The sequence below is a fragment of the Ruegeria sp. HKCCD7255 genome (assembly GCF_013031565.1).
Taxonomy (GTDB): Bacteria; Pseudomonadota; Alphaproteobacteria; order Rhodobacterales; family Rhodobacteraceae; genus Ruegeria.
In genome coordinates this window covers 439,133-464,468 of the sequence record NZ_WQAG01000002.1, presented here as the reverse complement: position 1 = coordinate 464,468, position 25,336 = coordinate 439,133, and the positions used below count along the sequence as shown (strand labels likewise).

The window sequence follows — 25,336 nt, the reverse complement described above, 5'->3', positions numbered from 1 at the left end:
TTAACGGCTGTCTCAGTCTAATCCTGTGGTGGTCAAAGCGCCAGATCGTCCCGGTGGATCAGAACCGCGCGCCCGGGATAACCCAGGGTGGCTTCGATCTCGGAGGATTTGCGCCCCTTGATGGCATCCGCCTCTTGCGCGGTGTATCGCGTCAGGCCCTGCGCCAGCGGTCGCGCTGCCGGGTCGAGAATTGCAACCGGATCTCCGCGTTCAAAATCCCCCGTCACCTCGACAATACCGGCAGGCAACAAGCTTTTTCCGTTCGCCAGCGCCTTGGCCGCACCCGCGTCTACCGTGATTTCCCCGCGCGGCTTCATCGCTGAAATCCAGCGTTTGCGCGCCGCATGCGGGTCGAGCGCTGCCGTGAACCAGGTGCAATTCGCGCCGTTTTCAAGTGATTTCAGAGGGTTCAGAGGCGAACCTTCGGTGATCGCCATGGTGCAGCCTGCCGCCGTGGCCATCTTGGCCGCCAAAAGTTTGGTCTTCATCCCACCTTTGGACAGGCCAGACCCGGCATCGCCCGCCATCGCTTCGATCTCGGGCGTGATTGAGTCGATCTGGTCATAGCGTGTGGCAGAAGGATCCTCGACGGGGTTGCCGGTATAGAAGCCGTCTACATCCGACAACAGGATCAACTGATCCGCGCCAACCGTAACCGCGATCTGAGCCGCCAGACGATCATTGTCGCCATAACGGATCTCATCCGTGGCAACGGTGTCGTTCTCGTTCACGATGGGCACGACGCCGAGGCTCAGCAACGTCTCTAGCGTTGCGCGCGAGTTCAGATAGCGGCGGCGATCCGCGCTGTCTTCCAGCGTCACCAGAACCTGCGCTGTCTTGATGTCATGCGGGGTCAGCGCCTCTTCATAGGCGCCGGCCAGACGGATTTGCCCAACCGCGGCAGCGGCCTGCGATTGCTCTAGCGGTAAGGTTGCCCTCGGAAGGCCCAAAACCTCACGCCCCAAAGCGATGGATCCAGACGAGACAAGAACGACATCGGTACCCTGCCCTTTGAGCCAGGCGACATCTTCTGCCAGTGACTTCAGCCAGTCCGATCGCAACAAGCCGCTATGACGGTCTACAAGCAGCGCCGAGCCGATCTTGACAACAAGCCGGCGCGCCGACGTTAGGGTTGCCAAGGCGCGGCCTCCTCGACGGGTTTCTGGCGCAAACGGTTCTCGTCGATCTGCGCGCGCAAGGCCCGCAGCACCTCAGTCACGCCCAGATGCGCCACGCCGGACATGGTCATGACAGGGCCGCCGACCGCCTCTTCCAGCTCGGCCTTGGCCAGAGACATTTCTTCCTCATCCAGCGCATCGACCTTGTTCAAAACAGTGATGCGGGGTTTTTCCGCTAGCGCGCCACCATAGGCCTCAAGCTCGTGAATAATCGTCCGGTAATCCTCGGCCACAGTCTCAGACGTACCATCCACCAGATGCAACAACACCGCGCAGCGTTCCACATGGCCAAGGAACCGGTCGCCAATGCCGCGCCCTTCATGCGCGCCTTCGATCAGACCGGGGATATCGGCCACAACAAATTCCACATTATCGACACCTACAACGCCCAGATTGGGGTGCAGCGTGGTAAACGGGTAGTCGGCGATCTTGGGCCGTGCGTTCGAGGTGGCCGCCAGAAAGGTCGACTTGCCCGCATTGGGCATCCCCAACAGCCCCACATCGGCAATCAGCTTGAGCCGCAGCCAGATCGTGCGGTCGATCCCCGCCTGCCCCGGATTGGCGCGGCGCGGTGCCTGGTTGGTGGCCGATTTGAAATGCAGGTTGCCAAAGCCACCATTGCCGCCCTTGGCCAGCAGGAAACGTTCGCCCACCTGCGTCAGGTCGCAGATCACGGTTTCTTCGTCTTCGTCGAGAATCTCGGTGCCCACGGGCACGCGCAGGATGATGTCATCGCCATCCTTACCGGTGCGCTGCTGGCCCCGGCCCGGCTGGCCGTTCTTGGCGAAGAAATGTTGTTGATAGCGGAAGTCGATCAGGGTGTTCAGCCCATCCACAACCTCGGCCCAGACCGAACCGCCCTTGCCGCCATCACCCCCATCGGGGCCACCATATTCAATGTATTTTTCGCGCCGAAAGCTGACGCAGCCGTTACCCCCGGCCCCGGACCGGATGTAGACCTTTGCAAGATCGAGAAATTTCATGACTGTCCCCTACTGCAAAGGCCCCACCGGCCACAAGTCAGAGTTTTTTACTATAGGTCCAGGTGGGCACATTCGCGTCGCGCGCCACCGAATAGCTTTCGGCGTCCCCCAGGTACTCAAAGCCACAATGGGTCAGCACCCGTGCCGAGGCCGGGTTATCCTGAAACACGCTGGCAAACATGTTGGCATTGTCCAGCGGGTTGGTCATCACCAGAGCCTCAACCGCTTTGGACGCAACGCCTGTGTTCCAATAGAGCGGCGCGACCCAATAGCTGACCTCGGACTGATTGCGATCCAGCCGCTGCAGCGAGATCAGACCGATCAGTTCCGGCCCGCCTTCCTTGGTGTCATCAATGACCCAGACGTCCTCATCGCGGTCCTCGGCCATCGAGCGCGTGACCATTGCTTCGATCGAGCCCGGCGGCAGCGGATGCGGGATCTTTGTCGTCATCCGCGCGACACGCTCGTCGCTGGCGTAATGTTCAATAAGCCCCATATCCGACCGGCGCAGTGGGCGCAGGTCGAACCGCTCGGTTTCTATGACCGGCTGATTTATGATGGCTTCAAGTTTCATGAGTGCGTTCCTCCTCCGAACAACACAAAAAATACAGACGCGACTGTGAGACCAGCCAAGGTCCACATCAGATATTTTTCCGCAGGCCGTCCTTCAACCGCATGGGCGATCCTGTCGCCCGCAAATGTCCAGATCGGGTGAAGCACGACCTGGCAAATCAACAAACAAAGAGCGATTGTGATAGTAGCTTGCAAACTTGGCGTTCCTGTGGCCACAAAGCCGGTAAATCCGGCAATGATCATCGCCCAGGCCTTGGGATTCAGCGGATGCACGATCAACCCGGCCCAAAAGCCCGGCGCACCACCTTCTGAGGCTTGTCTGGACAATCGCGTATTGGCGATCTTCCAAGCGAGCCAGATGATATAAGCCGCCGACGCGTATTTCAGAACGGCAAACACAATCGGTGCCTGTTCGGCCAGTTGCAGCAGGCCAAAACCCACAGGCCAGATGATCAGCTGTTTGCCCAGGATGACCCCGCCTACAAATGGCAGCGTCGCCCGAAAGCCATAACGCGCACCGGTGCCCAGCAGAACCATGTTGGCGGGTCCCGGCGTGCCAACCTGGCTGGCAGCAAAGATCAGGAAACTGGTGGTGGCAACCGTCATTGCGCCGCCTCCCAATCTGCGCGCGAGAGCGCCATCCATTGCAGGGTGACGGTTTCACCTGTCGACCGCACAACCGCTTGGCTGCGCGTGGTGTCGGTGAACCCGAGTTTGGATAGGACTGCACAAGACGGGGTGTTGCCCAAGTGATATGAGGCAGTCAGATCGTTTCGGCTTTGCGCAAAGTGCCGGGCGGTGATGGCGCGCGCGCTTTCCGTCGCGTAGCCGAAGCCCCAATACCGTTGCCCGATCCAATAGCCAAGTTCTTCGCCGCCCGAGACAGTGCCGATGACGTCACCGTCTTTTTCAATCGCAAACGCATCATAAACTTGTGAAGCCAGATTGGTGACGAAGTTTTCTGGGTCCTCGATGCGGAATGGAAAAGGGATGCTGGTCACCCAACGTACCACATCCAGGTCATTCAGGAGGTCGACCAAACGCGATGCGTCCTCGCGCCGGAACCGACGCAAGACAAGACGCTGTGTTTTGATCACTTCGGTCATAGGACCGCTCCTGAAAACGAGAAAGGGGACCGGCTGGTTCTGCCGGTCCCCCATGAATTTTTTGCTAACCTTATGGGTTTCGGCTTACTCTGCGGCCTCCGCCACTGGCAGGACCGAAATAAAGGTGCGGTTTTTCAGTCCCTTGTGGAACTTCACGGCGCCATTGGTGGTTGCAAAGATGGTGTGATCTTTGCCCATGCCTACGCCTTCGCCCGGCCAAAACTTGGTGCCGCGCTGACGTACGATGATGTTGCCCGCGATGGCCGCCTGGCCACCATAGAGTTTCACGCCAAGGCGACGACCCGCTGAGTCGCGACCGTTACGGGAGGAACCGCCAGCTTTTTTATGTGCCATTCTCTCTCTCCTTAGCCTTTAGCCAGTTCTTTGGCCTGTTCGATCCAGCCTTCACGCTCGATCCGGCCTTTGAACGACAGTTTCTCGTCCATAGCAGCAACGTCTTCTTCCGTCCATGCCGCAATCTGAGCAAATGTGGTCACGCCTGCGTCGAGAAGCTTTTTCTCAAGCGCGGGTCCAACGCCCGACAATTTCTTCAGATCGTCTGCACCCGCTTCAGCAGCGGCAGGCGCTTCGGCCTTGGTTGCTTTCTTGGGGGCCGCTTTCTTTGGAGCGGCAGCTTCGACGGCAGTGGCCGAGACCGAACCGGTTGCGGCTTTGACGCCCGACTTGTCAGCGCCCGACGACAGAATGTCGGTGATCTTGACCAGTGTCAGCTTCTGACGGTGGCCAACGGTACGCTTCGAGCTGTGCTTACGACGGCGTTTGACGAATTTGATGACCTTGTCACCTTTGATCTGTTCGATCACTTCGGCCTGAACGCCTGCGCCTTCAACGAAAGGTGCACCGACAACCGGAGCGTCACCGCCCAGCATCAGAACATCGTTGAATTGAACTGTTTCACCTGCATCGGCAGCCAGCTTTTCAACACGGAGCATATCGCCCGCCTGAACCTTGTACTGCTTGCCGCCAGTCTTGAGGACCGCAAACATGCGTCTTTCCTTTTCCAAACCGCGTTCTGTGGTCCCCTTACGAGTGTTGTCGGCTTTCGCCACCTCGAACAGCGCGCCCTTTTCGGGCTGTGTGACTGACCTTTGGCCTAATGGCCGTGGGTCAAATAATAACGCTACCCGGCGCGGAAAACCGGCCGGGATGCGCGCTTATCCAGAGATTGGAGGGTAAAGTCAACCCTAAATGGGTCTCACAGATCGGATGCGTTGATCTCTTTCGAAACGGCCGTTCCCAGCTGGTACCAGATGCCGTCGAATATGTCATCGAAGCCTGCAAACAAGGCCCTGTTCAAAGCGCGCCCCGTCTCGGTCCGCGAAAAGGCGATGTTCTCACGCAGTTCGGCCTCACTCAGCGGACGGTAGGCCATCAGTAGGAAGGAAAAGAGCCATTCTGTCGTTTCCGCTTTCGAAACTTCATCGTCCAGCAACCCCAGCAGAAAACTGTCACTGCTTGCAAAAGAGTCGCGACCCTCGGACAGACCGAGATAGAAGTTGTAATGCGCGCTCATCGAGCCTTGAACGTTCAGTTCAATCAGATTGTTCAGGCGGATGTACTCTTCGATCAGCCGATAGAACGGGCTGTCGCGGTCAGCGTCGCGATAAGAGGCAATCGCATAGTCTTCGATCTGCTCATCCCAAAACGCACGCCGGGCCGCGTTTTCGAGGGTGACGATGGACTGCCCAAGTTCGGATTCGAAGAAAATCGCAGCCTTTTCGATCTGCGCATCGGTCATTTTTCGATCCAAAGCGGACGCGATTTGATCATGCAGGCGTGTTTCATCGAACAAAAGGTCGATCTGTTCCTCGTAATATTGCCCGGCCCGCCCGTTCAGCAGGGTTTCGTTCAGATCCTTTCCCTGCTCTAGCCCCTCGGTCCGGAGAATTTCCGCCACGTCTGCCAAGTGCATGGCTTTTGCCAAACGCTCAAGATTGTCACTGGCGGCCAGCGGCCCGGCGCAAAGCAGCGCAGCGATCAGTAAAGCGACAAGCCGCATCAGATATCTTGTGCCGGGCGCAGTTCGGCCATCCGTGTGGCCAGAACTTCGAACCGCATCGCCATGATTTCGTACTGGATGGCGTTCAGAAGTTCATAGACCTCTTGCATCAGCGGCTGTTCCAATGCGTCGACATAGGCATCAACATCGGCGTCAGAGAAATCCTGATAGGTATAGGCGGCACCGGCCAGGGCCGACAGTTGCAGCGACCGGCGCATTTCGCCCTCGTTCTGTCGCATCATCTCGCGCAGCTCATCGCCGCTTAGTTGCAGCTCGATCACGCCCGAGGCGCTTGCGGCCATCAAAAACCGCACTTGAATTTCCTGCAACGCCCGAAGAGACGTCCCGCTGGCATCCACCGCGCGGTTCATCCGTTTCAGGCTTTCCACCCGGTCCGAGCCTTGTTGAATCAGATCGGCCACGATCTTCTGCCCTTCCGTCTGAGTGGCTGCATCATCTTCTTGCATGTGCGAGGCGTTTTCAGCCACGACCAGCCGCTGTCCCAGATCCGAGGCATAGAACTCGACCGCGTGGTTCAGGGCCTCGTCGCTCAGGGTTTGCTCTAGGATCGATACGGCAGTTTCATGCATCTCTTGCGTGTCGAACACTTCTTCGGTCAGGCGGGCCCAATCCGATCCGAACCCGTCGGGATCAATGCCAAGCATCTCGGGCGCCGAGGCAGAGGCCAGCGCGATGCTTTCCAAAGCAACGTCAAAGCCGGTGGTGGTCAGAAAGGCCTCGATCCTGTCCCGATTTGCGGCTGACACTGGAACGGTCAGAGCAAAAACTATGGCGCAGGTGAGCATAAAGGGCGAAAGCAGGTGGCGAGCAAGGTTTGTCATACTGGCAAGCTTAGGCCTATTCGGCTGGCTGGCAATGGAAAAACCCACAAAGGGAAATTTGGGGAATTTTCTGCTTGCGCCCCTGCCCGTTCCTCACTAAATCCCCCCCTCACAGACCCCCGCGGAGAGGTGCCGGAGTGGTCGAACGGGGCGGTCTCGAAAACCGTTGTGGGTGCAAGCCCACCCAGGGTTCGAATCCCTGTCTCTCCGCCATTTGATCAGCGCGAGTGCGCTGCGATTGTTTCAATGGCACGACAGTTTCAATATGCCGCGAGCGACATGGCGTGTTTTTGCCGCTGTGCTGCCGGGTGATCAGCAGACACTGGCCCAATTCGGACATAGGGGTGCGGCGCATCGGTTTTCCCCTTTCGACTCGCTACTTTTGGGGCGATGGAACCCTCGCAACTCACCCCTAAGGAGCATTTCCATGTCACGCATACTTTTGATTGTCGCCATAGCTGCCATCGGCGCAGGCGCGTATTACTACCTGAACCAACCCGAACCAACACCGGCGGAAGAGATTCAATCCGCAGCGCAGGACGCAGGTGAAGCTGCTGGTGAAACGACCGAAGCTGCGCGCCAGGCGGTAAGCGACGCGCTGGACAGTGCCGTTGATCAGGCCACCGAGACCGCAGAGGCGGCGCAAGACGCTGTGACCGATACTGCAAATGCAGCAGCAGATCAGATCAGCGAAGGCGCGTCATCTGTTGCGACGCAGGTCGAAGACGCCGCAACCGAGGCAGGCGACCAAATTGCAGCGCTGTCGCAACAGGGTCAGGATCTGTTCAATTCGTGGATCGAAGACGGTACGCTGACAACGGGACAGTTCGACTATGACAGCATGGTCGCGTCGGTGCGGGACAGCGCATTGGCGCAAGAGATCAAGACCCAGGCGATTGTGATTTTGGATGAGATCAAAGCCTCACCCGAGACCTTGGTCACAAAGATGCAGGAGTTGCAGCAGCTTTTGACGCAACCGCAATAAATCACTTGGGCCGGCCGGTGCGGCCGGTCCTTGCCTTCAGGTCACGCGCTTGACCGGTTGACGCTCTGCAGCGCGTTTGTTTGACTCCTTCTCAACCTGTCCAACGTAACCGTCCGATATGATGTGCATCGGAGAGTGCGGTCACGTCAGAAACGAAGGATCACCCTATGACCACCCTGCCCGCTTCGATGTTTGCTGTTGTTCAAACCCATGACGGATATTCCGCTTCGGCCACCGGGCCAGTGATTGAGGATGCCTCCGATTGGTTGGCAGAGGCAGAGGTTCCCCTGCCCGAGCCTGCGGCGGGTCAGGTTCTGATCCGGATGCGGGCGGCCTCGGTCAACCCGTCAGACATTCATTTCATCAAGGGCGAATACGGGCAGCCCCGCGTCAAAGGCATGCCTGCCGGGTTTGAAGGCTGCGGTGATGTGGTCGCAGCCGGAGACGGCGCCGAAGGGCTGATCGGACAGCGCGTGGCCTTTGTGGCGGCAGGCTCGGGCGCCTGGGCGGAATATGTGGTGACACAGGCGATGATGTGCATCCCACTGCGCCCCGAGATCAGCGACGAAGACGGCGCGGCGCAGATCGTCAATCCGCTGACCGCAATGGCGATGGTCGATATTGCGCGCAATGCGGGCGACGCTTTTGTTGTTTCCGCCGCGACCAGTCAGCTTGGCAAGCTGATGTGCAGTCTTGGGCGCGATCTGGGTTTGAAACCCATCGCATTGGTACGTCGGGCCGAAGCCGCAGACACTCTGCGCGACCTCGGTGCCGCCAAAGTGCTGGTCACGACAGTAGATGACGTGGCGCAGAAATTCGCAGCCCTCAGCGCCACGCTAAAGCCCCGCGTGTTCCTGGATGCGGTGGCAGATCAGCTGTCCGAACAGATCTTCTGCGCCATGCCCAACGGTGCACGCTGGGTTTGCTATGGCAAGCTCAGCACCGAGATGCCGCAATTAACCCAGATGGGTCAGTTGATCTTTCAGGGCAAGCAGATCGAGGGGTTCTGGCTCACCAAATGGATGATGTCCACGCCACCCGCAGATCAGATGCGTGTGGTGGGCGAAGTTCAGGCGCGGTTTGCCGATGGGCGCTGGAAAACCGATATCTCGGAACGTCTTGGACTGCGTGACCTTGTGTCAAATCTGGTCTCTGCACTGAAAAAGAGTGACGGCAAGGTGATAATCACGCCATAGTAGTCCCGAGGGCCGGGCAATCCGGCAAATGGGAGGAAAAATTTGGACAATGCGCAGCTGCTGATCAGCGGGCTGGCCAATGGCTGTGTCTATGGGCTGATCGCTCTTGGGTTTGTGCTGATTTACAAAGCGACCGAAGCGGTGAATTTCGCGCAGGGCGATTTCATGATGCTGGGTGCTTTCGTCACCATCGGGCTGACCAATACCGAATATATGGGTCTGCCTTTCTGGTTGGCGCTGCCGATTTCGTTGGGGATCATGGCGCTGTTCGGATATCTGGTTGACCGCCTGATCATTCGCCGCTTGTTTGGGGAAAGTCAGACAGCCGTGGTGATCCTGACCATTGCCATGGGTTTTGTGATCCGCTTTGTCGCGGGTCTGATCTGGGGGCACGAGCCGCACAGTTTGCAGAACCCTCTGGCGGGCAAGGATATTCGGTTTGGCGGTCTGGTGCTGGGGCTCGAGGACGTGGCGGTGATTGTTGTCACCGTGTTGCTGACCTGGAGCCTTTACGTCTTTTTCAACAAGACCAAGCTGGGCCTTGCCATGCAGGGTGCCTCGCAAAACCAGTTGGCGGCATACTACATGGGTATTCCGGTCAAGCGCGTTCAGGGTCTGATCTGGGCTCTGGCCGGAGTGGTCGCCGGGATCGCCGGGATCCTCTTTGCTGCCAAAGGCTCGGTTGATCCGACCACAGGCCTGTTGGGGATCAAGGCCTTTGCAGCGGCGGTCATCGGCGGATTTGGCAGCCTGCCGGGTGCCTTGGCCGGCGGGCTGATCGTGGGTGTGATCGAGCCCTTTGCCAGCCGATATATCGCTGCCGGATACAGCCAGATTGCACCTTATGCCCTGCTGCTGGCCGTGTTGATCTTCCGCCCGCATGGCCTGTTCAGTCAGGTTCGGATCAAGAAGGTCTAACCCCATGCGGATCGTGTTCAAAACCGACTACATGCAAGACATCCGCCCCTGGAAGGATGGTTATCAACTCAGCCTCTATCTGATCCTGCTGGCAGCCGTGATCGCGGCCCCGTGGTGGCTGGATGACTTCTATCTGGGCGAGTTGACCAATGTTTTGATCTGGGCCATTGCCGGTCTTGGCCTGATGATCCTGACCGGTCATACGGGTCAGGCCAGCCTGGGCCATGCGGCCTTTTTGGCGGTTGGATGCTACGCCAATGTCGCTTTGATCGAAGCCGGTGTGCCCTTTCTGATCGCCTTCCCTGTTGCCGGTCTACTGACCGGAATTGCCGGAGTAACAGTCGCCATCCCTGCCCTGCGCCTGCACGGCATCTATCTAGCCATTTTCACGCTGGCCCTTTCCGTGTTGATGGATGACATCATCGTTCTGGCCGAACCGATCACCGGAGGTGTTGCAGGCAAATACCTGGGCGGTGTCGATATTCTGGGCCTGACGGTCGATCGCTGGGGCACGCCAGACTTGTTCTTCTGGCTGGTTCTGGCGGTCGCGGTATTGGTGACGCTGGGCTATATCAACCTGCTGCGCACACCGCTGGGGCGCAGCTTCATCGCCGTGCGCGATTCCGAGGTGTCTGCACAAGCGATGGGGGTCGATATCTCACGCACCAAGACCATCTCTTTCGCGTTGTCTTGCGCCGTCACGGGATGGGCTGGGGCCTTGATGGGCATGTATGCCGGGGCGTTCAACAATGAGACCTTCAACGTCCTCATCTCGATCCAGCTGCTGCTGATGATAGTGATCGGAGGGCTGGGATCAATCCACGGCGCGTTTCTGGGGGCCATCGTGATTGGGTTTCTGCCGCAATTCCTGTCGATCTCAAAGGAATACGTCGGTGCGGTATTCGGGGGCAGTACGGTTGCGATCCCCGGCTTGGAGTTTGGGATTTTCGGCATGATCCTGATTGCCTTCATCCTGTTTGAACCGATGGGCATGTATGGCCGCTGGTTGAAAATCCGCACCTGGTTCGAGCTGTTCCCCTTCTACCGCAAGGACATGTTCAAACGGCAGAAATCCTATCTCAAGACGGAGCGTCTGAGATGAGCCTGTTGGAATTTGAAAACGTAACGCTCAAATTCGGCGGGCTGACTGCGGTGGATGATCTGTCCTTTTCAGTCGACGAAGGCGAGGTTTTTTCCATTGTCGGGCCCAACGGGGCCGGGAAGTCGACGGTCTTCAACCTGATCTCGCGGTTCTACGACCCGTTTGCGGGCCAGATCTGTTTTGACGGGCACGATCTTTTGGCGGTCAAACCCTCGGATGTGGCGGCGTTCGGCGTTGCGCGCACCTTTCAAAACATCGAACTCTTTGAGCACGCGACCGTATTGCAAAACCTTCTGGTCGGACGCCACCGGCATCGCAATACCAACCTGGTGCAGAACATCCTTTTCACACGCGCAGCCCGCAAGCAGGAGTTGGAGAACCGTGAAAAGGTTGAAGAGACCATAGATTTTCTGGATCTTCAGGCGTTTCGCGACAAGATGATCTCGGGCTTGCCTTACGGCGTGCGCAAGGTGGTCGAGGTGGCGCGGGCATTGGCCACCGACCCCAAGCTGCTGTTGTTGGACGAACCCGCCTCGGGGCTGTCGGTCGAGGAAACCACCGATATGCGGTGGTGGATCGACGACATCAGGCGGCAAATGGGGATCACCGTTTTGATGGTCGAGCACGACATGGGCCTGGTGTCTGGCGTGTCCGACCGTGTTCTGGCCATGGCAGATGGGGCGATGCTGGCGTTGGGCACGCCATCCGAAGTGCAGTCACACCCGGCAGTGGTCGAGGCCTATCTGGGGAAGGCCTCATGAGCGAGCCAATCCTGAAAATCCGCAATATCGAAAGCTTCTACGGCCCGATCATGGCCATTCGTGGCGTGTCTCTGGATGTGCATCCCGGTCAGATCGTATCGATCCTGGGCGCCAATGGCGCAGGCAAGACGACGCTGATGAAAACCGTCTCGGGCGTGATGGACCCAGAAAAGGGCACGATTACTTTTGACGGCACGCAGATACAGGGATCCGAGCCGCATAAGGTGGTGCAGCGTGGCATCGTGCATGTCCCCGAGGGCCGTGAAGTCTTTGCGTTGATGACTGTCGACGAAAACCTCAGCCTCGGGGCCTATACCCTGACGGACAAGGCGCAGGTCGAGCGGGACCGAGAGCTGGTGTTCAGCTATTTCCCTGTCCTGAAAGAGCGCCGCACCCAAGAGGCCGGAACCCTGTCCGGCGGGCAGCAACAGATGCTGGCGATTGGTCGTGGTTTGATGGGCAACCCGCGTATCATGCTACTCGACGAGCCATCTTTGGGCCTGTCGCCCCTTTTGGTGCAAGAGATTTTCGACATCCTGAAACGCCTGAACGCCGAGCAGAACATGACCATGATGCTGGTCGAACAGAACGCTAATGCAGCGCTTGAGCTGGCCCATCATGGCTATGTGATGGAAGTCGGTCGCATCGTCATGGACGGCGCGGCAGAGGAGCTGCGGGCATCAGAGGACATTCAGAACTTCTATCTGGGTGTGCAGGAAGAAGGCAGTCGCGAGAACCGGCGCTGGAAGCGGAAAAAGACGTGGAGGTGACCGGGATGCATGACAGCTTGCCTGCGCAACAGCTGATCGATGGCGTGTCCTACAACGCCACCCCCGGTCAGCGCCCGGTTTGCGTGGATGGCTGCACCACGATTGGTCAGTTGTTCCAGAAACGCTGCGCCGATCTGACCGATCGGACCGCCCATCGCGAAAAAGACTATGGCATCTGGAAACCCTATTCCTGGGGCGATTACTGGACCCACGCCAAATGGATCGGTCTGGCCCTGCGCAAGCTTGGATTGAAACGGGGTGAGGTCGTCTCAATCCTGTCTGAGGACCGTAAGGAATGGGCCTGGCTGGATATGGGGATCCAAGGCGTCGGCGGGATCGCATCGGGCATCTATACGACGGATTCGGCCAGCCAGCTGGAATACATCGTCAAAGACAGCGATAGCCGGTTCCTGATTGTTGAAGACGAGGAACAGCTGGATAAGTTCCTGGCTGTGGAAGACGCCCTGCCCGACCTGTTGCGCGTAGTGATCCTGGAAGACGAAGGGCTGCACGATCTGAACCATCCGCGCTGCATGATGATCGATGATCTCTATGCTTTGGGGCAACAGGCCGATCAAGACTCACCGCAGGCGTTCGAGGATGAAATCGCCAGCACGACGCCGCAGGATACCGCGATCCTGGTCTATACCTCGGGTACGACGGGCATGCCCAAAGGCGCGATGGTCAGCAACGAAAACATCATGGCAAGCATTGAGGCGGGCGCGCATTCCCTGCCCAGTCAAGCAAGCGATGAACAGCTGTGCTTTCTGCCGCTGTGCCACATCCTGGAACGCGTTGTGTCGATCTACTTGCCTCTGGCGTCCAAAAGCACTGTGAACTTTGCCGAAAGCCCGGAAACGGTATTTGCCAACCTGCAAGAGGTTTCGCCCGCCACCTTCACAGCCGTGCCCCGCGTATGGGAGAAGATCTATTCACAGGTCCAGTTCATGGCCAAAGAGGCGACGCCCGCGGGGCGCGGGGCCTTTGGATTGGCTGTGAAAGCAGGCCTCGCGCGGGCCGACTACATTATGTCCGGCCAGTCGGTTCCTGCCGGTGTCGCAGCACGGTTCTGGCTTTGGGATCGTCTGGTTCTGCGCAATTTGCGGCGTATGCTGGGCATGGACAAACTCCGGCGTGGTGGATCAGGGGCAGCACCGATCTCACCGGATTTGCTGCGATGGTTTTGGGCCATCGGTGTGCCGATTGTCGAAGGGTTCGGCATGACCGAAACATCAGGTGTCGCCACGCTCAACACGCTGACCGACAACAAGCTGGGTACGATCGGCCGACCTGTCCCGGGCAATCAGTTGCGCATTGCGGAAGATGGCGAGATTCAGATCAAAGGCCTGAACATATTTCAGGGCTATTGGCGCAACAACGCCAAGACAGCCGAGACATTCACCGCAGATGGTTGGTTGCGTACCGGTGATATGGGCCATGTGGACGAAGACGGATTTGTCACCATCACCGGGCGTCTCAAAGATATCATCATCACCGCAGGCGGTAAGAACGTCACCCCGGCTGAAATCGAAAGCCGGATGAAATTCAGCCCCTATGTCTCGGATGCCATTGTGATCGGGGATCGCCGCAAATACCTGACGGCGCTGATCATGATCGATCAGGAAAACGTCGAGAAATTTGCGCAGGAGCAAAAGATCCCCTTCTCAAACTTTGCCTCACTCTGTGCAGCCGACGAGGTACGTGACCTGATCGCGTCCGAAGTTGCCCAAGTTAACAAGCATTTCGCGCGGGTCGAACAGATCAAGGATTTCCGCCTGATCGACGTATTGCTCACCGCCGATGACGACGAACTGACCGCCACAATGAAGCTCAAGCGGAGCTTGGTGGAAAAGAACAACGCAGAATTGATCGAAACCATGTACGATTAATCAGGGCTTTGCCCAACGGGAGGAGAAACATGAAAAACATCATTTCAGGATTGGCCATTGCAGGAGCTATGACAACGGCGGGCTGGGCGCAGACGCAAGGCGTCACCGACGATGAAATCGTTATCGGCTCGGTCAATGACCTCAGCGGAATTTTCGCCGCCGTCGGCGTGCCAGCCACCAAAGGTGCCAATGTTGTGTTTGACCGGGTCAACGCCGCGGGCGGCGTGCACGGACGCCAGATCCGCTATGTGGTTGAAGACAACGGGTATCAGATGCCGCGCGCGATGCAGGGCTATAACAAGCTGCTGAACCGCGACAAGGTGTTTGCGATGCTGCAATCTCTGGGCACGCCGATGAATGTGGCGGGCTTTAACCTGCTGGATCCCAAAGGCATTCCCAACGTGGCCCCCCTGACCGCCGCGCGTCAGATGCTGCAAGAGCCGATGCGCAACAAGTTCACCTCGTTCTCCACCTATTACGATCAGGCGCGGATCGGTGTGAAATACCTGGCCGGAGAGTTCGGCTCGCAAACCGTTTGCACCATGTATCTGCCCACCGATTTCGGCGAAGAGATTCTGGACGGCAGCAAATCGGGCGCCGAAGAGGCTGGCATCACATTTGGGGCCGAGACCACCCATAAACCGGATGAGACCGATTTTGTCGGCTCGCTCAGCAAGCTCAAGGAAGAAGGCTGTGACATCGTCACCATGGCCTTGGGGGTGCGTCAGGCGATCACCGTTGTGGGCACGGCCAAGAAGATGGGGCTTGAGGACATGAAATTCCTGGGCACCTCGGCCAGTTTCCTGACCGTCGTGGCACAGGTCCCGGGCGGCGTGACGGATGGGTTCTATGCCGCGGCCTCATGGCTTGACCTTTGGGCCCGCGCCGAAGAACCCGCCCCCGCCGCGTTCATCGCTGAATACAAAGAAGCGACCGGCGAAGATCCGGTAGGCTTTGCAATGCTGGGCTATTCCGCCGCCGAGATGATGGTCAAAGCGCTGGAAGCCGCCGGGCCGGACCTGACCCATGACAGTTTTATCGAAGCGATGGAGTCGCTGGATTACATGGACGATCTGGTCGGAAACCACATCACCTATGGCCCTGACGATCACCAGGGAGCTGACACGGTCTTTGTGAATGTCGTCGAAAACGGCGCGTGGAAACTGGTCTACGAAGAATAACCACCGGACATGACGCAACAAAAAAGGGCTCGCAAACGCGAGCCCTTTGAGTTTTTGCAGTTCGACGCGATTAACGCTTCGAGAACTGGAACGAACGACGCGCTTTGCGCTTACCGTATTTCTTACGTTCCACAACGCGGCTGTCGCGGGTCAGGAAGCCTGCGGCTTTCAGTGCACCACGAAGGTTGGGATCATAAAGCTGCAGCGCTTTCGAGATGCCGTGCTTGACCGCACCGGCCTGACCGGTCAGGCCACCGCCTTTGACGGTTGCGACAACGTCGAACTCACCTTCCACGCCGGCAACCTGGAACGGCTGGCGCAGGATCAGCTGCAGAACGGGGCGTGCGAAATACACGTCCTGGTCTTTGCCGTTCACGGTGACCTTGCCGGAACCCGGTTTGATCCAGACACGGGCAACAGCGTCTTTACGCTTGCCGGTGGCGTAGGAGCGGCCAAGTTCGTCACGCACGGGCTCACGTGCAATGACTTCTTCAGCCACGGTTTCAACGCCTGCGACGGCGCTCAGCTCTTCGAGAGTATTGATCTGATCAGCCATCGGTCATTAGCTCCGGGTGTTTTTCTTGTTCATGGATGCAACATCCAGAACTTCGGGCGCTTGCGCCTCGTGAGGATGCTCGGCACCGGCATAAACGCGCAGGTTGGTCATCTGCTTGCGCGCCAGACGGTTGCCCGGAAGCATGCGCTTGACCGCTTGAGTCACGACACGCTCGGGATGCGCACCTTCAAGGATCTCTTGTTTGGTGCGCGATTTGATGCCGCCCGGATGGCCTGTGTGCCAATAGAAGTTTTCGTCGCGCTTCTTGCCGGTCATCTGGATTTTGTCAGCGTTGATCACGATGACATTGTCGCCCATGTCCATGTTCGGGGTGAACGACGCTTTGTGCTTGCCACGCAGGCGCATGGCGACGATCGAGGCAAGACGGCCCAGAACAACGCCCTCGGCGTCGATCAGGATCCATTTCTTGTCGATGTCTGCAGGTGTTGCAGAAAAGGTTTTCATGGCAGGATAGTCCTGTTTGATGTGAAAGACCGGCCTGATCGCAGACCGGTCCGAATTCGATGAGCGGTGTTTAGACCGTGTCACTTACCGCGTCAACAACAGCATTTCCGGAAAAAATGTTATAAAACAAAGTGATAAAAAATAGGTATTATTTTACCCCAACAACAAGGGTCATTTTTGACCTGTGCCCTATCGCAGAACGTATAGTGGGACTGTGTTATCAGGAAAGGAGTGTTCTGGTGCAGGATTTGGATCAAACCATCTTGGACTACGGTGCCGCCTGGCAGGAGTTGGACGCTGACAACAGAATGCGTCTGTTGGAGCGGTGCTTTGAAGAGGATGGTCGATACGTGGATCCGACGGCGGACGTTAAAGGCCGCGAGGCTCTTTCAGTGCATATAGGTGAAGTTCTGAAGTCCTCCGGCGGGCGGGTCGAGATCACCACCAAACCCAGCGTTCACCATGATGTCGTCCATTTCAGATGGCACATGATCAACGCAGAGGGTCAGGAAATGGTCGCCGGTCACGACTTTGTTCGGCTCGGCGCAGGTGGCAAGATCCAGCATCTTGCGGGTTTCTTCGGCGATCCCGCGCCGACGGCTTGATATTAAACGCTGATTTGCTCGGGCGGGTTGTCCAGCAAAACCCGCAATTTCAGCATCGCCTCTTCAAACCGTTCCAGCGATATATGCCCGTTCATGGCGATACGGACGGCGTTTGGCGCACGGCCATCGCGCAGAGCAAACTCGTCTGCCGACCGCAACTGTATCCCTTCGCGCTCGGCAGCGCGACTGAAGGCTGCTGCGCGCCAACCCGCTGGCAGGTTCAGCCAGACAAAGGGCACATCCGGGGCCCAGTTGAGGTCAAAACCGCCTAAAGCGTTTACCGTGATCCGCACATAGTCACCCATCTTCTTGCGCACATCCATGGCTATGCGTGGGGTGCGCGGGTCTGACAGCAGCAAGCGTGTCAACTCGGCCAGCGGCTGCGCCAATCCGAAATAGCCATATTCCGCCGACCGTCGCAGATCGACGCTGCGGTCGCGGGGTGCAATCGCAAAGCCGACACGCAACGCCGGGGTCAGGATTTTCGAAATCGACGACACGTGCCACCCCCGCTCGGGCGCCAAAGCGCGATAGCTGGGCTCGCGCGCTTCGCCCATGCGGTAACAATCGTCTTCGACAATTTGCAGATCGTGGCGTCGGGCCACTTCAACCACCTCTTTTCGGCGTTCAAGCGGTGTATGCACGCCGGTTGGGTTCTGAACCTCGGGCGACACGCAGACCGCCTGCGCACTGGTCTGGCGCAAGACGTGTTCCAGCGCTTTCGGATCAATGCCCCATTTGTCCATCTTGACCCCAATAACCTCGGCCCGCATCAGCTCTCCCGCACGGCGGAAGCCGGCATAAGACAGATCTTCGACCAGAACGACGGGCCGTGGCCCTCGCAAGATGGTCTGAAACACCAGGCACAAACCGTTCTGTCCGCCATGGGTCAGAACGATATCATCATGGGTCAGCGGACCCAGCGGCAAGTCCGACAGCCAGTCCACCACCGATTGCCGCATGGGCTGATAGGCATCACGCGTCGGATAATTCAGGAACAAGCCCGGGTCGGCATGCGAAACCTTTTGCAGACATTCGCGGATCAGCGCCACCTGCCCTGCATCTGGCAGGCGGGGGCTGAACAGGCTGACATTGGCATTGTACTTGTCGTCTCGCTGATGCAACTGCCGAGACCACACATCATCCAGGATCGGAGACTTTGGCGGGGCAACAAATGTACCCCTTCCAACTTCGGCGGATAAAAGCCCTTCATCGGTCAGAATTGTATAGGCCCGCGCGACCGTGCCCGGAGTGATATGCAGGCGATAGGCCAATTCACGCACGGGAGGTAGCTTAACGCCGATCTCCAGAGTTTTGTTTTCAATTGCTTTTCGAATTGCATCGGCGACCAAAGCATATTTTGGTCCTTTTGTTTTCGGCAGTTCAGACGGCCAAATTGTATCCATTACAATTCTTCCTTTGATTTCGACACAATCCTGAATGTATCAGATACTTGTATCAAGGCAATTTACTTTGTGTCAATACAATTTGGAAAGGATACCTCCCATGACACGCGCAACGCACACACCCGCCCTCATGTTGCTGACCGACAGCCCCCGGCTGCCGCTGATCGCAGCTCTGGCCGTGCAGTTTGCAGCGACGGTCACGAAATGGGAGCAGCGCCGCCGCAGCCGTGTCAATCTGGGCAAGCTGGATGATCGGTTGCTGCGCGATGTCGGCCTGACGCCGCGCCAGGCCTATGAACAATCTCGCCGGTATTTCTGGCTGAACTGACCCATCCCCAGTCCCGTTTTCGGGACCTCTTCCTGGCCGGGGCTTGCCCCCGGCCCTTTTTCATCCAAATGCCGCTGCGGCCGAGCCTTCGGGCGGGATGGAATAGGTCATGCTGGCGCGGGCCACGGGCTTGTCCGATCCTTCGGAAAATATCAGCACGTCCCCAACGGCAAGGCTGCGCCCAAGTTTCAGCAACTTGCAGTGGGCAATCATGTCCTTTGCGCCGTCCGGTTTGCGCAAAAAATCAAGAGAGCTGTTGGTAGTCACCGCCAAAGATTGCCGCCCTTTGCGCGCCAGAACCATCGAATAGACGCAGACATCCGCCAACCCAAACATCGACGGGCCCGACACGGTGCCGCCCGGACGCAGATGCCGCTCTTCCACGACAAGCCGCATGGTAATCTGATCCTCGCTCAGCGCCTCGACCACAAAATCCTGATGCACCTGCGGAAAGACCTGCGCCAGATATTCCGTCAATTCTTCTTTGTTCAGCGCCAATGACATACTTCCCCTCCGTGCCCTGCCGCCCTAGAGTTGGCCAACTGTCATGGGGAGGGCAAGATGGCAATTCTGGAACGTAGCGACACGGGGGCCATTGCCCACCTGACCTTGAATGCGCCCGAGCGTTTGAATGCACTCAGTGATGAGATGCTGGCGGCACTCCAAGACCAATTTGATGCGCTACAGAATGACAAATCGATTCGGGTGGTCATCTTGTCCGGTGCGGGCAAAGCCTTTTGTGCCGGGCATGATTTGAAGCAAATGACACAAGGTCGTCAGGCCGAAGATGGCGGTAAAGCCTATTTTCAGGATCTGTTCGACCGCTGCGCTCGCATGATGCTGTCGATCCAGTCTCTGCCCCAGCCGGTAATTGCGCGCGTTCATGGCATTGCGACGGCCGCAGGATGTCAATTGGTGGCCACCTGTGATCTGGCTGTGGCCGCCGAAGGCACGCGGTTTGGCGTCAACGGGGTGAACATCGGTCTCTTTTGCTCGACACCGATGGTGGCGCTCAGCCGAAATATCCCTAGAAAACAAGCATTTGAGATGTTGACGACCGGTGAGTTCATATCTGCAGAACGCGCAGCTGAGCTGGGTTTGATCAACCGCGTTGTGCCAGAATTGCTACTTGAGCACGAAACCGAAGCACTGGCCAAACAACTGGAAGGCAAGCTTGGCGCGGCTGTGAAGATCGGAAAGCGGGCATTTTATGAGCAGATTCATATGCCTGTGGATCAGGCCTATTCCCATACCGCCGAGGTAATGGCACAGAATATGATGCATCGCGACACCGAAGAAGGAATTTCTGCCTTTATTGAGAAGCGACCGCCCAATTGGCGGCAATAAGGCAATGGTCTCTGATAATTTTAACGACTGTTCGCAATTTTTCCCTTCCCAAAAGGGCAACACTGTGGCACAGGTTAGTCAGGGCTGAGGCCCAAATATGCTTTTGGGTCGCCGTGGGCGGAAGGTCCCTCCAGCTGGTTTCTCTCACCGGCGCAGACATTCCCGCAGCGGCGACCCCAAAATCTCCCAAGTTTTCCAGCACCTGAAAGACACGCGTTGCGCATGTTTGCGTCGTGCCCTATGTGGCAGCGCATGACACAGAAATTGCATATCGTTGGCGGCGGCATGGCCGGATCCGAAGCGGCCTGGCAAGCGGCAGAAATGGGTGTGGATGTTGTCATCCACGAAATGCGGCCCAAAGTTGGCACCTTTGCGCACCAAACTGGCAATCTGGCCGAGTTGGTATGCTCGAATTCCTTCCGGTCCGACGATGATGAGCAGAACGCTGTTGGTCTGCTGCATTGGGAAATGCGCGCAGCCAACGGGTTGATCATGACCACTGCCGACGCGCATCGCCTGCCTGCTGGTGGCGCGCTGGCTGTGGATCGTGATCCTTTTGCGGAATCCGTCACCGCCAAACTGCACGCACATCCCAAAGTGACCGTGACCGGGGAAGAAGTCACCACCCTGCCCGATGATGGGCATTGGATTTTTGCAACCGGCCCCCTGACCTCACCAGATCTGGGCGCGGCCATTCAGGCGGAAACCGGGGCCGAGGCGCTGGCCTTTTTCGATGCAATCGCTCCGATCGTCTATGCCGAAAGCATCGACATGAGCCAGGCCTGGATGCAGTCTCGCTATGACAAAGGTGAGACTGAGGAAGAACGCACCGCCTATCTGAACTGCCCGATGGATCGTGATCAGTATGAGGCGTTCATCGATGCGCTGCTTGCAGCTGACAAGACCGAGTTCCACGAAGGCGAAACTGCAGGGTATTTCGACGGGTGCCTGCCCATCGAAGTGATGGCCGAACGTGGTCGCGAAACCTTGCGCCATGGTCCAATGAAGCCGGTGGGGCTGACCAATCCACATCAGCCGGATGTCAAACCTTACGCCGTGGTCCAACTGCGCCGCGACAACGCCTTGGGCACACTGTTCAACATCGTGGGCTTTCAGACCAAGATGAAATACGGAGCGCAAACAGATGTATTCCGAACAATTCCGGGTCTGGAAAACGCCAGCTTTGCTCGCCTGGGCGGTATCCATCGCAACACGTTTCTGAACTCGCCAACACTCCTCGATGCGCAGATGCGTCTGAAATCCAAGCCTAACATCCGGTTCGCAGGTCAGATCACCGGTGTCGAAGGCTATGTCGAAAGTGCTGCCATGGGGCTGCTGGCCGGCCGGTTGGCGGCGGCTGAAATTCTGGGGAACTCCCTGCCTGATGTGCCCCAAGACAGCGCCATGGGTGCCTTGATCCACCACATCACTGGCGGCGCAGATGCCAAGACCTTTCAGCCGATGAACGTAAATTTCGGTCTGTTCCGCCTGGTTGATGGCCTCAAAGGCGGGCGGCGCGGACGCAAGGATCGCTATAAGGCCTATACCGATCGCGCAAAACAGGAATGGACCAACTGGCTGAGCCAATGTTGACTGGACGTGGCAGGCAGGCTGCGCCTAACATGTGGGCATGAGCAAGAAGTTCCTCGACGACGCCTATAACCTGAATTCCTCTCAGGAAACGCAAGATCTTTATCAGGACTGGGCGGCCTCTTATGACGATGAGGTGGCCGAAAACGGCTATGCGACGCCGCGCCGAGTTGCTGCTGCGTTATGGGCGCATTTGCCAGAGCCACAGACCCCGATTCTGGACTATGGCTGTGGCACGGGCCTGTCGGGTTTGGCGCTGCACGAGACAGGTTTCCGTGCGCTCGATGGCATGGACCCGACACCAAAGATGTTAGAGGGCGCGCAGGCCAAGGGCGTTTATCGCAACCTAAAAGGGTTTGACATCGACGACCCGGCACCGCTGCAAAACGGCGCCTATTCCGTCATCGCCGCCATAGGGGTGATCGGAACGGGAGCCGCGCCGCCAGAAACCTTTGATCTGTTGATGAAAGCCCTGCCCAAATCCGGCATTCTGGCCTTTTCCTTCAACGATCATACGCTGGATGATCCGGCCTTTACCTCGCGGCTGACAGATTGGGTCGACACCGGTGCGGCGCGAATCTTGTTTCGCGAAAGCGGGCCGCACCTGCCCCGCCAGAACCTGAATTCCGACGTCATCCTTCTTGAAAAAGCGTGACCTTCACCACCCGTTTTGCGCCATCCCCCACCGGTCCGCTGCATCTGGGCCATGCCTATTCGGCGTTGTTGGCCTCTGACATGGCCGCAGCACAGGGTGGCCAGTTTCTGCTGCGGATCGAGGATATTGACCAGTCCCGCGCGCGGGCGCAGTGGGAGGATCAGATATATGACGACCTGAGCTGGCTTGGCCTGCGCTGGCCTGCACCAGTGATGCGCCAATCAGGCCGGTTGCCGCAGTATCGCGCGGCATTGGATCAGTTGATCCAGATGGGGGTGGTCTACCCCTGCAGTTGCAATCGCGCAGATATCGAAGCCGCCGCGGGTGCGCCGCAGGAAGGCGTTCCGCAATTTGGCCCCGATGGGCGCATCTATCCAGGCACCTGCCGTCACCGGGCGATGTCGTCTGCGCAACCAGATGACGTGTTGCGGCTGGATGTGGCCAAAGCCATCCAACGGGCGGATATGACGGGTTTCACGGAAACGGGCGAGACCTATCACGGAGCGCATAAGCTGGACCCTGATGCGCTGATCTCATCTGTCGGCGACATCATTCTGGTGCGCCGCAACATGGGCAGCTCTTACCACCTGTCTGTAGTGGTCGACGACGCCGCGCAGATGATCACCCATGTGGTACGCGGGGAAGACTTGTTTGAGGCCACGCAGATCCACGTATTGCTGCAAACCCTACTGGGCTTGCCTATCCCGATCTATCGCCACCACCGATTGATCCGGGACGACGCAGGTAAGCGCCTGGCCAAACGAGACGACGCGCGGTCGCTGATGAAATACAGGGCCGAAGGCGCTAGCCCTTTGGATATTCGCGAGATGGTGGGTCTCTGACCCGGCCATCATTTCAAAGATAGGCTCGCCGAAGGCACGGCGCACGCGTCCTTCAGTGCATCGGAGCCATCAGCTCAACCTCCTGCCCGTCGCGCACTGCAGTATAAAAGCACGACCGGCGATTGGTGTGGCAGGCCGGACCGGTCTGACGCACCACGACCAACAGGCAATCCCGGTCGCAATCCACACGAAAATCCACCAGCTCCTGCACATGGCCCGAGGATTCGCCCTTGATCCAAAACGCCTGCCGCGACCGCGACCAATAGGTCACGCGCCCGGTCTCCAGCGTCCGCGACACTGCCTGCGCATTCATCCAGGCCATCATCAAAACCTCACCGGTTTCTTCATCCTGCGCAATCGCAGGAATCAACCCGTCAGCGTTGAACTTGAGAGTGTTTGGATCAAACGTGATCGAGTCTGACATGAGAAAAACCTTTTGCATCCCAGGGTTGGGTCACTATGTATGAGGAACAGACAACGAGGGAAAGCCATGTCCGGCGATACCGATCTTATCAAGCTGTATTCCGGTCGTATTCTGGCCCTGGCAGCCGATATTCCCCATCTTGACCGGCTTGAAGCCCCCGACGCGACCGTCAAGAAACGCGCGCCTTTGTGCGGGTCTACAGTGACCGTGGATGTCTCGGTTCAGGACGGGCGGGTGGCCGAGTTCGGTCAGGACGTCAAAGCCTGCGCATTGGGCCAGGCTGCGGCTTCGGTCGTTGGCAGCGCCATTCTTGGGGCGACCCGGTCACAGGTCGAAACCGCGCGGGATCAGCTGAAGGCCATGCTCAAGAGCGACGGTCCCGCCCCGGATGCACCCTTTGACGGCTTGGATGTTCTGATGCCCGCACGCGATTACAAGAATCGCCACGCGTCGATCATGCTGACATTGGAAGCCGCCGCCGAGGCGATGGAACAGGCTGAACAGGCGCATTGCGCGTAAGCCGTGGTTTTTGAAATGAGATCGGTCTAGGGTCTGTCTCGCATAGCGGAGAAAGACTTGAAGTATCTTCTTGAACAATTCGTCACGCTCTGGGTTGTCATCGACCCCATTGGGACCATCCCGGTGTTTATCGCCGTGACGGCGGGGATCGAGGCTGCGGCGCGCAGGCGCGTGGCTTTGTTGGCGGCCCTGGTCAGCGCCGGGATCTTGCTGTTCTTTCTGCTGTGCGGCCAACTGGTCATCGAAGCCCTGGATATCGGTCTGAACTCCTTTCAAGTGGCCGGTGGCATCATTCTGTTTCTCTTTGCGCTGACCATGATTTTTGGCGAAAGCAAACAGCACAGGGAACAACGCGAAGCCGAAGAAGAGTTGGACCAAGCGCCGCAGAAACCCAACCCTGCCATCTTCCCATTGGCTGTGCCCTCGCTGGCTTCACCCGGGGCTATGCTGGCCATCGTCGTGCTGACCGACAACAACCGTTACAGCGTGGTGGATCAGGGCATAACCGCGCTTGTCATGCTGGTTGTCGTGCTGATCGCCTTTGTTCTGATGCTTTTGGCCGAGCCGATTATCCGCTTCATCGGCTATTCCGGCGCCGCGATCATCAGCCGGGTGATGGGGATGATTCTGGCTTCGGTTGCGGTGAACTCGGTCCTGTCGGCGCTGCTGGAGATTTTCAAAACCGGTCAGCTATGAAAAAACCGCCGCACCTTCCGGGCGGAAAGGGCGGCGGCAGGTATTGCGTCTCTCGCGTGGGACCCGGAACTCCGCGCGGGGCCGAGGCTGGCCCCTTCAAGGGAATTGGGACAGGCAGGTCACCCTTGACTGAGATGGGGATGACAAGCGCGGTAGGCCGGCACGAGATCGCAGGCAGAAAACTCTAGAACCCTGTGGGCATATGCAGGGCAACCATCAGGATCACGACCAATGACACAGCACCCGCAGCGTCTTGAATAAACGTTGCCTGAGAACGGCTGAATGCGGATTTGATCTGGGTCAGCATCGGGTCACCTCTCGTCGTGTCTTAAGGTTTTGTTGACCTTTTGTTCTCATATTTCGAGGGGCGAGTAAAGAACTTTTAAAGAACATTTGCGA

The 25,336-nt window shown here is 58.0% G+C and carries 31 protein-coding genes and 1 tRNA gene; 17 read left to right on the top strand and 15 right to left on the bottom strand.

Annotation, left to right across the window (positions count from 1 at the left end; all coding sequences use genetic code 11):
* Window positions 1–32: 32 nt before the first annotated feature.
* The 9 genes from proB to GOX45_RS05985 all read right to left on the bottom strand — a co-directional run bounded on the left by proB (window position 33) and on the right by GOX45_RS05985 (window position 6,702).
* The gene (gene proB / locus GOX45_RS06025; RefSeq protein ID WP_171098969.1) at window positions 33–1,139 is read right to left on the bottom strand and encodes a glutamate 5-kinase; all 1,107 of its coding nucleotides are present in this window, start codon (window positions 1,137–1,139) and stop codon (window positions 33–35) included.
* Window positions 1,127–2,161: a GTPase ObgE gene (obgE, locus tag GOX45_RS06020; RefSeq protein WP_171098967.1), complete on the bottom strand. Its 1,035-nt coding sequence runs from the start codon at window positions 2,159–2,161 to the stop codon at window positions 1,127–1,129. Before obgE ends, proB begins: the two co-directional genes overlap by 13 nt.
* 37 nt (window positions 2,162–2,198) lie before the next feature.
* A complete protein-coding gene (locus GOX45_RS06015) occupies window positions 2,199–2,735 on the bottom strand; it encodes a GNAT family N-acetyltransferase (RefSeq protein ID WP_171098964.1) in 537 nt (178 codons plus the stop codon).
* Complete coding sequence (locus GOX45_RS06010) at window positions 2,732–3,340, bottom strand: LysE family translocator (RefSeq protein WP_171098963.1); 609 nt, start codon at window positions 3,338–3,340, stop codon at window positions 2,732–2,734. Before GOX45_RS06010 ends, GOX45_RS06015 begins: the two co-directional genes overlap by 4 nt.
* Complete coding sequence (locus GOX45_RS06005) at window positions 3,337–3,840, bottom strand: GNAT family N-acetyltransferase (RefSeq protein WP_171098961.1); 504 nt, start codon at window positions 3,838–3,840, stop codon at window positions 3,337–3,339. Before GOX45_RS06005 ends, GOX45_RS06010 begins: the two co-directional genes overlap by 4 nt.
* A gap of 84 nt (window positions 3,841–3,924) precedes the next feature.
* Window positions 3,925–4,194, bottom strand: a complete 270-nt coding sequence (gene rpmA / locus GOX45_RS06000; protein ID WP_171098959.1) for a 50S ribosomal protein L27 — start codon at window positions 4,192–4,194, stop codon at window positions 3,925–3,927.
* Window positions 4,195–4,205: 11 nt separating this feature from the next.
* Window positions 4,206–4,847: a 50S ribosomal protein L21 gene (locus GOX45_RS05995; protein ID WP_171098957.1), complete on the bottom strand. Its 642-nt coding sequence runs from the start codon at window positions 4,845–4,847 to the stop codon at window positions 4,206–4,208.
* A gap of 209 nt (window positions 4,848–5,056) precedes the next feature.
* Complete coding sequence (locus tag GOX45_RS05990) at window positions 5,057–5,860, bottom strand: DUF2059 domain-containing protein (RefSeq protein WP_171098956.1); 804 nt, start codon at window positions 5,858–5,860, stop codon at window positions 5,057–5,059.
* A complete protein-coding gene (locus GOX45_RS05985; protein WP_171098954.1) occupies window positions 5,860–6,702 on the bottom strand; it encodes a DUF2059 domain-containing protein in 843 nt (280 codons plus the stop codon). Before GOX45_RS05985 ends, GOX45_RS05990 begins: the two co-directional genes overlap by 1 nt.
* Window positions 6,703–6,825: 123 nt before the next feature.
* Between GOX45_RS05985 and GOX45_RS05980 the strand changes: the two genes are divergently transcribed.
* The 9 genes from GOX45_RS05980 (at window position 6,826) to GOX45_RS05940 (ending at window position 15,504) form a co-directional block, all read left to right on the top strand.
* Window positions 6,826–6,915 (top strand) — tRNA-Ser (locus GOX45_RS05980).
* A gap of 214 nt (window positions 6,916–7,129) precedes the next feature.
* Window positions 7,130–7,687: a hypothetical protein gene (locus tag GOX45_RS05975; RefSeq protein ID WP_171098952.1), complete on the top strand. Its 558-nt coding sequence runs from the start codon at window positions 7,130–7,132 to the stop codon at window positions 7,685–7,687.
* A gap of 167 nt (window positions 7,688–7,854) precedes the next feature.
* Window positions 7,855–8,883 (top strand): zinc-binding dehydrogenase, encoded by a 1,029-nt coding sequence (locus GOX45_RS05970; protein WP_171098950.1) that lies wholly within the window; start codon window positions 7,855–7,857, stop codon window positions 8,881–8,883.
* Between the two features lie 42 nt (window positions 8,884–8,925).
* Complete coding sequence (locus GOX45_RS05965) at window positions 8,926–9,801, top strand: branched-chain amino acid ABC transporter permease (RefSeq protein WP_171098948.1); 876 nt, start codon at window positions 8,926–8,928, stop codon at window positions 9,799–9,801.
* A 4-nt stretch (window positions 9,802–9,805) separates the two neighbouring features.
* Window positions 9,806–10,903, top strand: coding sequence for a branched-chain amino acid ABC transporter permease (locus tag GOX45_RS05960; protein ID WP_171098946.1), 1,098 nt, complete (start codon window positions 9,806–9,808; stop codon window positions 10,901–10,903).
* Window positions 10,900–11,664, top strand: coding sequence for an ABC transporter ATP-binding protein (locus GOX45_RS05955; RefSeq protein WP_171098944.1), 765 nt, complete (start codon window positions 10,900–10,902; stop codon window positions 11,662–11,664). Before GOX45_RS05960 ends, GOX45_RS05955 begins: the two co-directional genes overlap by 4 nt.
* Window positions 11,661–12,434, top strand: a complete 774-nt coding sequence (locus tag GOX45_RS05950; RefSeq protein ID WP_171098942.1) for an ABC transporter ATP-binding protein — start codon at window positions 11,661–11,663, stop codon at window positions 12,432–12,434. The genes GOX45_RS05955 and GOX45_RS05950 overlap by 4 nt, the downstream gene beginning before the upstream one ends.
* Before the next feature lie 5 nt (window positions 12,435–12,439).
* A complete protein-coding gene (locus GOX45_RS05945; RefSeq protein ID WP_171098940.1) occupies window positions 12,440–14,323 on the top strand; it encodes a long-chain fatty acid--CoA ligase in 1,884 nt (627 codons plus the stop codon).
* A 29-nt stretch (window positions 14,324–14,352) separates the two neighbouring features.
* Window positions 14,353–15,504 carry an ABC transporter substrate-binding protein gene (locus GOX45_RS05940; RefSeq protein ID WP_171098938.1) on the top strand — a complete coding sequence of 384 codons (1,152 nt, stop codon included), beginning with the start codon at window positions 14,353–14,355 and terminating at the stop codon, window positions 15,502–15,504.
* 70 nt (window positions 15,505–15,574) lie between these two features.
* Here the strand turns inward: GOX45_RS05940 and rpsI are convergent, their stop codons facing one another.
* Window positions 15,575–16,060 (bottom strand): 30S ribosomal protein S9, encoded by a 486-nt coding sequence (rpsI, locus tag GOX45_RS05935; RefSeq protein ID WP_171098936.1) that lies wholly within the window; start codon window positions 16,058–16,060, stop codon window positions 15,575–15,577.
* A 6-nt stretch (window positions 16,061–16,066) separates the two neighbouring features.
* A complete protein-coding gene (rplM, locus tag GOX45_RS05930; protein WP_171098934.1) occupies window positions 16,067–16,525 on the bottom strand; it encodes a 50S ribosomal protein L13 in 459 nt (152 codons plus the stop codon).
* A 239-nt stretch (window positions 16,526–16,764) separates the two neighbouring features.
* On the opposite strand from rplM, the gene GOX45_RS05925 reads away from it, so the two are divergent.
* On the top strand, window positions 16,765–17,130 hold the full coding sequence (locus GOX45_RS05925) for a nuclear transport factor 2 family protein (protein ID WP_171098932.1): 366 nt from the start codon (window positions 16,765–16,767) through the stop codon (window positions 17,128–17,130).
* 2 nt (window positions 17,131–17,132) lie between these two features.
* On the opposite strand, the gene GOX45_RS05920 is transcribed toward GOX45_RS05925, so the two are convergent.
* Window positions 17,133–18,536, bottom strand: coding sequence for a PLP-dependent aminotransferase family protein (locus GOX45_RS05920; protein ID WP_171098930.1), 1,404 nt, complete (start codon window positions 18,534–18,536; stop codon window positions 17,133–17,135).
* A gap of 100 nt (window positions 18,537–18,636) precedes the next feature.
* On the opposite strand from GOX45_RS05920, the gene GOX45_RS05915 reads away from it, so the two are divergent.
* Complete coding sequence (locus GOX45_RS05915) at window positions 18,637–18,864, top strand: DUF1127 domain-containing protein (RefSeq protein WP_171098928.1); 228 nt, start codon at window positions 18,637–18,639, stop codon at window positions 18,862–18,864.
* A 60-nt stretch (window positions 18,865–18,924) separates the two neighbouring features.
* Here GOX45_RS05915 and GOX45_RS05910 read toward each other — a convergent pair whose 3' ends face one another.
* Window positions 18,925–19,368, bottom strand: coding sequence for a PaaI family thioesterase (locus GOX45_RS05910; protein ID WP_171098926.1), 444 nt, complete (start codon window positions 19,366–19,368; stop codon window positions 18,925–18,927).
* 57 nt (window positions 19,369–19,425) lie between these two features.
* On the opposite strand from GOX45_RS05910, the gene GOX45_RS05905 reads away from it, so the two are divergent.
* The 4 genes from GOX45_RS05905 to gluQRS all read left to right on the top strand — a co-directional run bounded on the left by GOX45_RS05905 (window position 19,426) and on the right by gluQRS (window position 23,298).
* A complete protein-coding gene (locus GOX45_RS05905) occupies window positions 19,426–20,211 on the top strand; it encodes an enoyl-CoA hydratase (RefSeq protein ID WP_171098924.1) in 786 nt (261 codons plus the stop codon).
* Window positions 20,212–20,463: 252 nt separating this feature from the next.
* Entirely contained in the window at window positions 20,464–21,804 is a 1,341-nt protein-coding gene (gene trmFO / locus GOX45_RS05900) for a methylenetetrahydrofolate--tRNA-(uracil(54)-C(5))-methyltransferase (FADH(2)-oxidizing) TrmFO (RefSeq protein ID WP_171098922.1), read from the top strand.
* Between the two features lie 37 nt (window positions 21,805–21,841).
* Window positions 21,842–22,456, top strand: coding sequence for a class I SAM-dependent methyltransferase (locus tag GOX45_RS05895; RefSeq protein ID WP_171098920.1), 615 nt, complete (start codon window positions 21,842–21,844; stop codon window positions 22,454–22,456).
* Window positions 22,453–23,298 (top strand): tRNA glutamyl-Q(34) synthetase GluQRS, encoded by an 846-nt coding sequence (gluQRS, locus tag GOX45_RS05890; protein ID WP_171098918.1) that lies wholly within the window; start codon window positions 22,453–22,455, stop codon window positions 23,296–23,298. Before GOX45_RS05895 ends, gluQRS begins: the two co-directional genes overlap by 4 nt.
* 52 nt (window positions 23,299–23,350) lie before the next feature.
* Here gluQRS and hisI read toward each other — a convergent pair whose 3' ends face one another.
* Entirely contained in the window at window positions 23,351–23,740 is a 390-nt protein-coding gene (gene hisI / locus GOX45_RS05885; RefSeq protein WP_171098916.1) for a phosphoribosyl-AMP cyclohydrolase, read from the bottom strand.
* Between the two features lie 48 nt (window positions 23,741–23,788).
* Here hisI and GOX45_RS05880 point away from each other — a divergent pair, with 48 nt between their 5' ends.
* Together GOX45_RS05880 and GOX45_RS05875 are read left to right on the top strand one after the other, a co-directional pair.
* Window positions 23,789–24,241, top strand: coding sequence for an iron-sulfur cluster assembly scaffold protein (locus GOX45_RS05880; protein ID WP_171098914.1), 453 nt, complete (start codon window positions 23,789–23,791; stop codon window positions 24,239–24,241).
* 57 nt (window positions 24,242–24,298) lie between these two features.
* A complete protein-coding gene (locus tag GOX45_RS05875; protein WP_171098912.1) occupies window positions 24,299–24,937 on the top strand; it encodes a MarC family protein in 639 nt (212 codons plus the stop codon).
* Between the two features lie 184 nt (window positions 24,938–25,121).
* Here GOX45_RS05875 and GOX45_RS22205 read toward each other — a convergent pair whose 3' ends face one another.
* Window positions 25,122–25,244 carry a hypothetical protein gene (locus GOX45_RS22205; protein ID WP_256367812.1) on the bottom strand — a complete coding sequence of 41 codons (123 nt, stop codon included), beginning with the start codon at window positions 25,242–25,244 and terminating at the stop codon, window positions 25,122–25,124.
* Between the last annotated feature and the right edge of the window lie 92 nt (window positions 25,245–25,336).

Coding starts and splice junctions, on each gene's coding strand:
- GOX45_RS05895 (WP_171098920.1), top strand. CDS start 21,842: ATGAGCAAGAAGTTCCTCGACGACGCCTATAACCTGAATTCCTCTCAG.
- rpsI (WP_171098936.1), bottom strand. CDS start 16,060: ATGGCTGATCAGATCAATACTCTCGAAGAGCTGAGCGCCGTCGCAGGC.
- GOX45_RS05940 (WP_171098938.1), top strand. CDS start 14,353: ATGAAAAACATCATTTCAGGATTGGCCATTGCAGGAGCTATGACAACG.
- rpmA (WP_171098959.1), bottom strand. CDS start 4,194: ATGGCACATAAAAAAGCTGGCGGTTCCTCCCGTAACGGTCGCGACTCA.
- GOX45_RS06005 (WP_171098961.1), bottom strand. CDS start 3,840: ATGACCGAAGTGATCAAAACACAGCGTCTTGTCTTGCGTCGGTTCCGG.
- GOX45_RS06015 (WP_171098964.1), bottom strand. CDS start 2,735: ATGAAACTTGAAGCCATCATAAATCAGCCGGTCATAGAAACCGAGCGG.
- GOX45_RS05995 (WP_171098957.1), bottom strand. CDS start 4,847: ATGTTTGCGGTCCTCAAGACTGGCGGCAAGCAGTACAAGGTTCAGGCG.
- obgE (WP_171098967.1), bottom strand. CDS start 2,161: ATGAAATTTCTCGATCTTGCAAAGGTCTACATCCGGTCCGGGGCCGGG.
- GOX45_RS05910 (WP_171098926.1), bottom strand. CDS start 19,368: ATGTCATTGGCGCTGAACAAAGAAGAATTGACGGAATATCTGGCGCAG.
- hisI (WP_171098916.1), bottom strand. CDS start 23,740: ATGCAAAAGGTTTTTCTCATGTCAGACTCGATCACGTTTGATCCAAAC.
- GOX45_RS05960 (WP_171098946.1), top strand. CDS start 9,806: ATGCGGATCGTGTTCAAAACCGACTACATGCAAGACATCCGCCCCTGG.
- GOX45_RS05975 (WP_171098952.1), top strand. CDS start 7,130: ATGTCACGCATACTTTTGATTGTCGCCATAGCTGCCATCGGCGCAGGC.
- GOX45_RS05990 (WP_171098956.1), bottom strand. CDS start 5,860: ATGCGGCTTGTCGCTTTACTGATCGCTGCGCTGCTTTGCGCCGGGCCG.
- GOX45_RS05905 (WP_171098924.1), top strand. CDS start 19,426: ATGGCAATTCTGGAACGTAGCGACACGGGGGCCATTGCCCACCTGACC.
- GOX45_RS05915 (WP_171098928.1), top strand. CDS start 18,637: ATGACACGCGCAACGCACACACCCGCCCTCATGTTGCTGACCGACAGC.
- GOX45_RS05945 (WP_171098940.1), top strand. CDS start 12,440: ATGCATGACAGCTTGCCTGCGCAACAGCTGATCGATGGCGTGTCCTAC.
- GOX45_RS05955 (WP_171098944.1), top strand. CDS start 10,900: ATGAGCCTGTTGGAATTTGAAAACGTAACGCTCAAATTCGGCGGGCTG.
- GOX45_RS06010 (WP_171098963.1), bottom strand. CDS start 3,340: ATGACGGTTGCCACCACCAGTTTCCTGATCTTTGCTGCCAGCCAGGTT.
- GOX45_RS05950 (WP_171098942.1), top strand. CDS start 11,661: ATGAGCGAGCCAATCCTGAAAATCCGCAATATCGAAAGCTTCTACGGC.
- rplM (WP_171098934.1), bottom strand. CDS start 16,525: ATGAAAACCTTTTCTGCAACACCTGCAGACATCGACAAGAAATGGATC.
- GOX45_RS22205 (WP_256367812.1), bottom strand. CDS start 25,244: ATGCTGACCCAGATCAAATCCGCATTCAGCCGTTCTCAGGCAACGTTT.
- GOX45_RS05880 (WP_171098914.1), top strand. CDS start 23,789: ATGTCCGGCGATACCGATCTTATCAAGCTGTATTCCGGTCGTATTCTG.
- GOX45_RS05970 (WP_171098950.1), top strand. CDS start 7,855: ATGACCACCCTGCCCGCTTCGATGTTTGCTGTTGTTCAAACCCATGAC.
- trmFO (WP_171098922.1), top strand. CDS start 20,464: ATGACACAGAAATTGCATATCGTTGGCGGCGGCATGGCCGGATCCGAA.
- GOX45_RS05920 (WP_171098930.1), bottom strand. CDS start 18,536: ATGGATACAATTTGGCCGTCTGAACTGCCGAAAACAAAAGGACCAAAA.
- GOX45_RS05985 (WP_171098954.1), bottom strand. CDS start 6,702: ATGACAAACCTTGCTCGCCACCTGCTTTCGCCCTTTATGCTCACCTGC.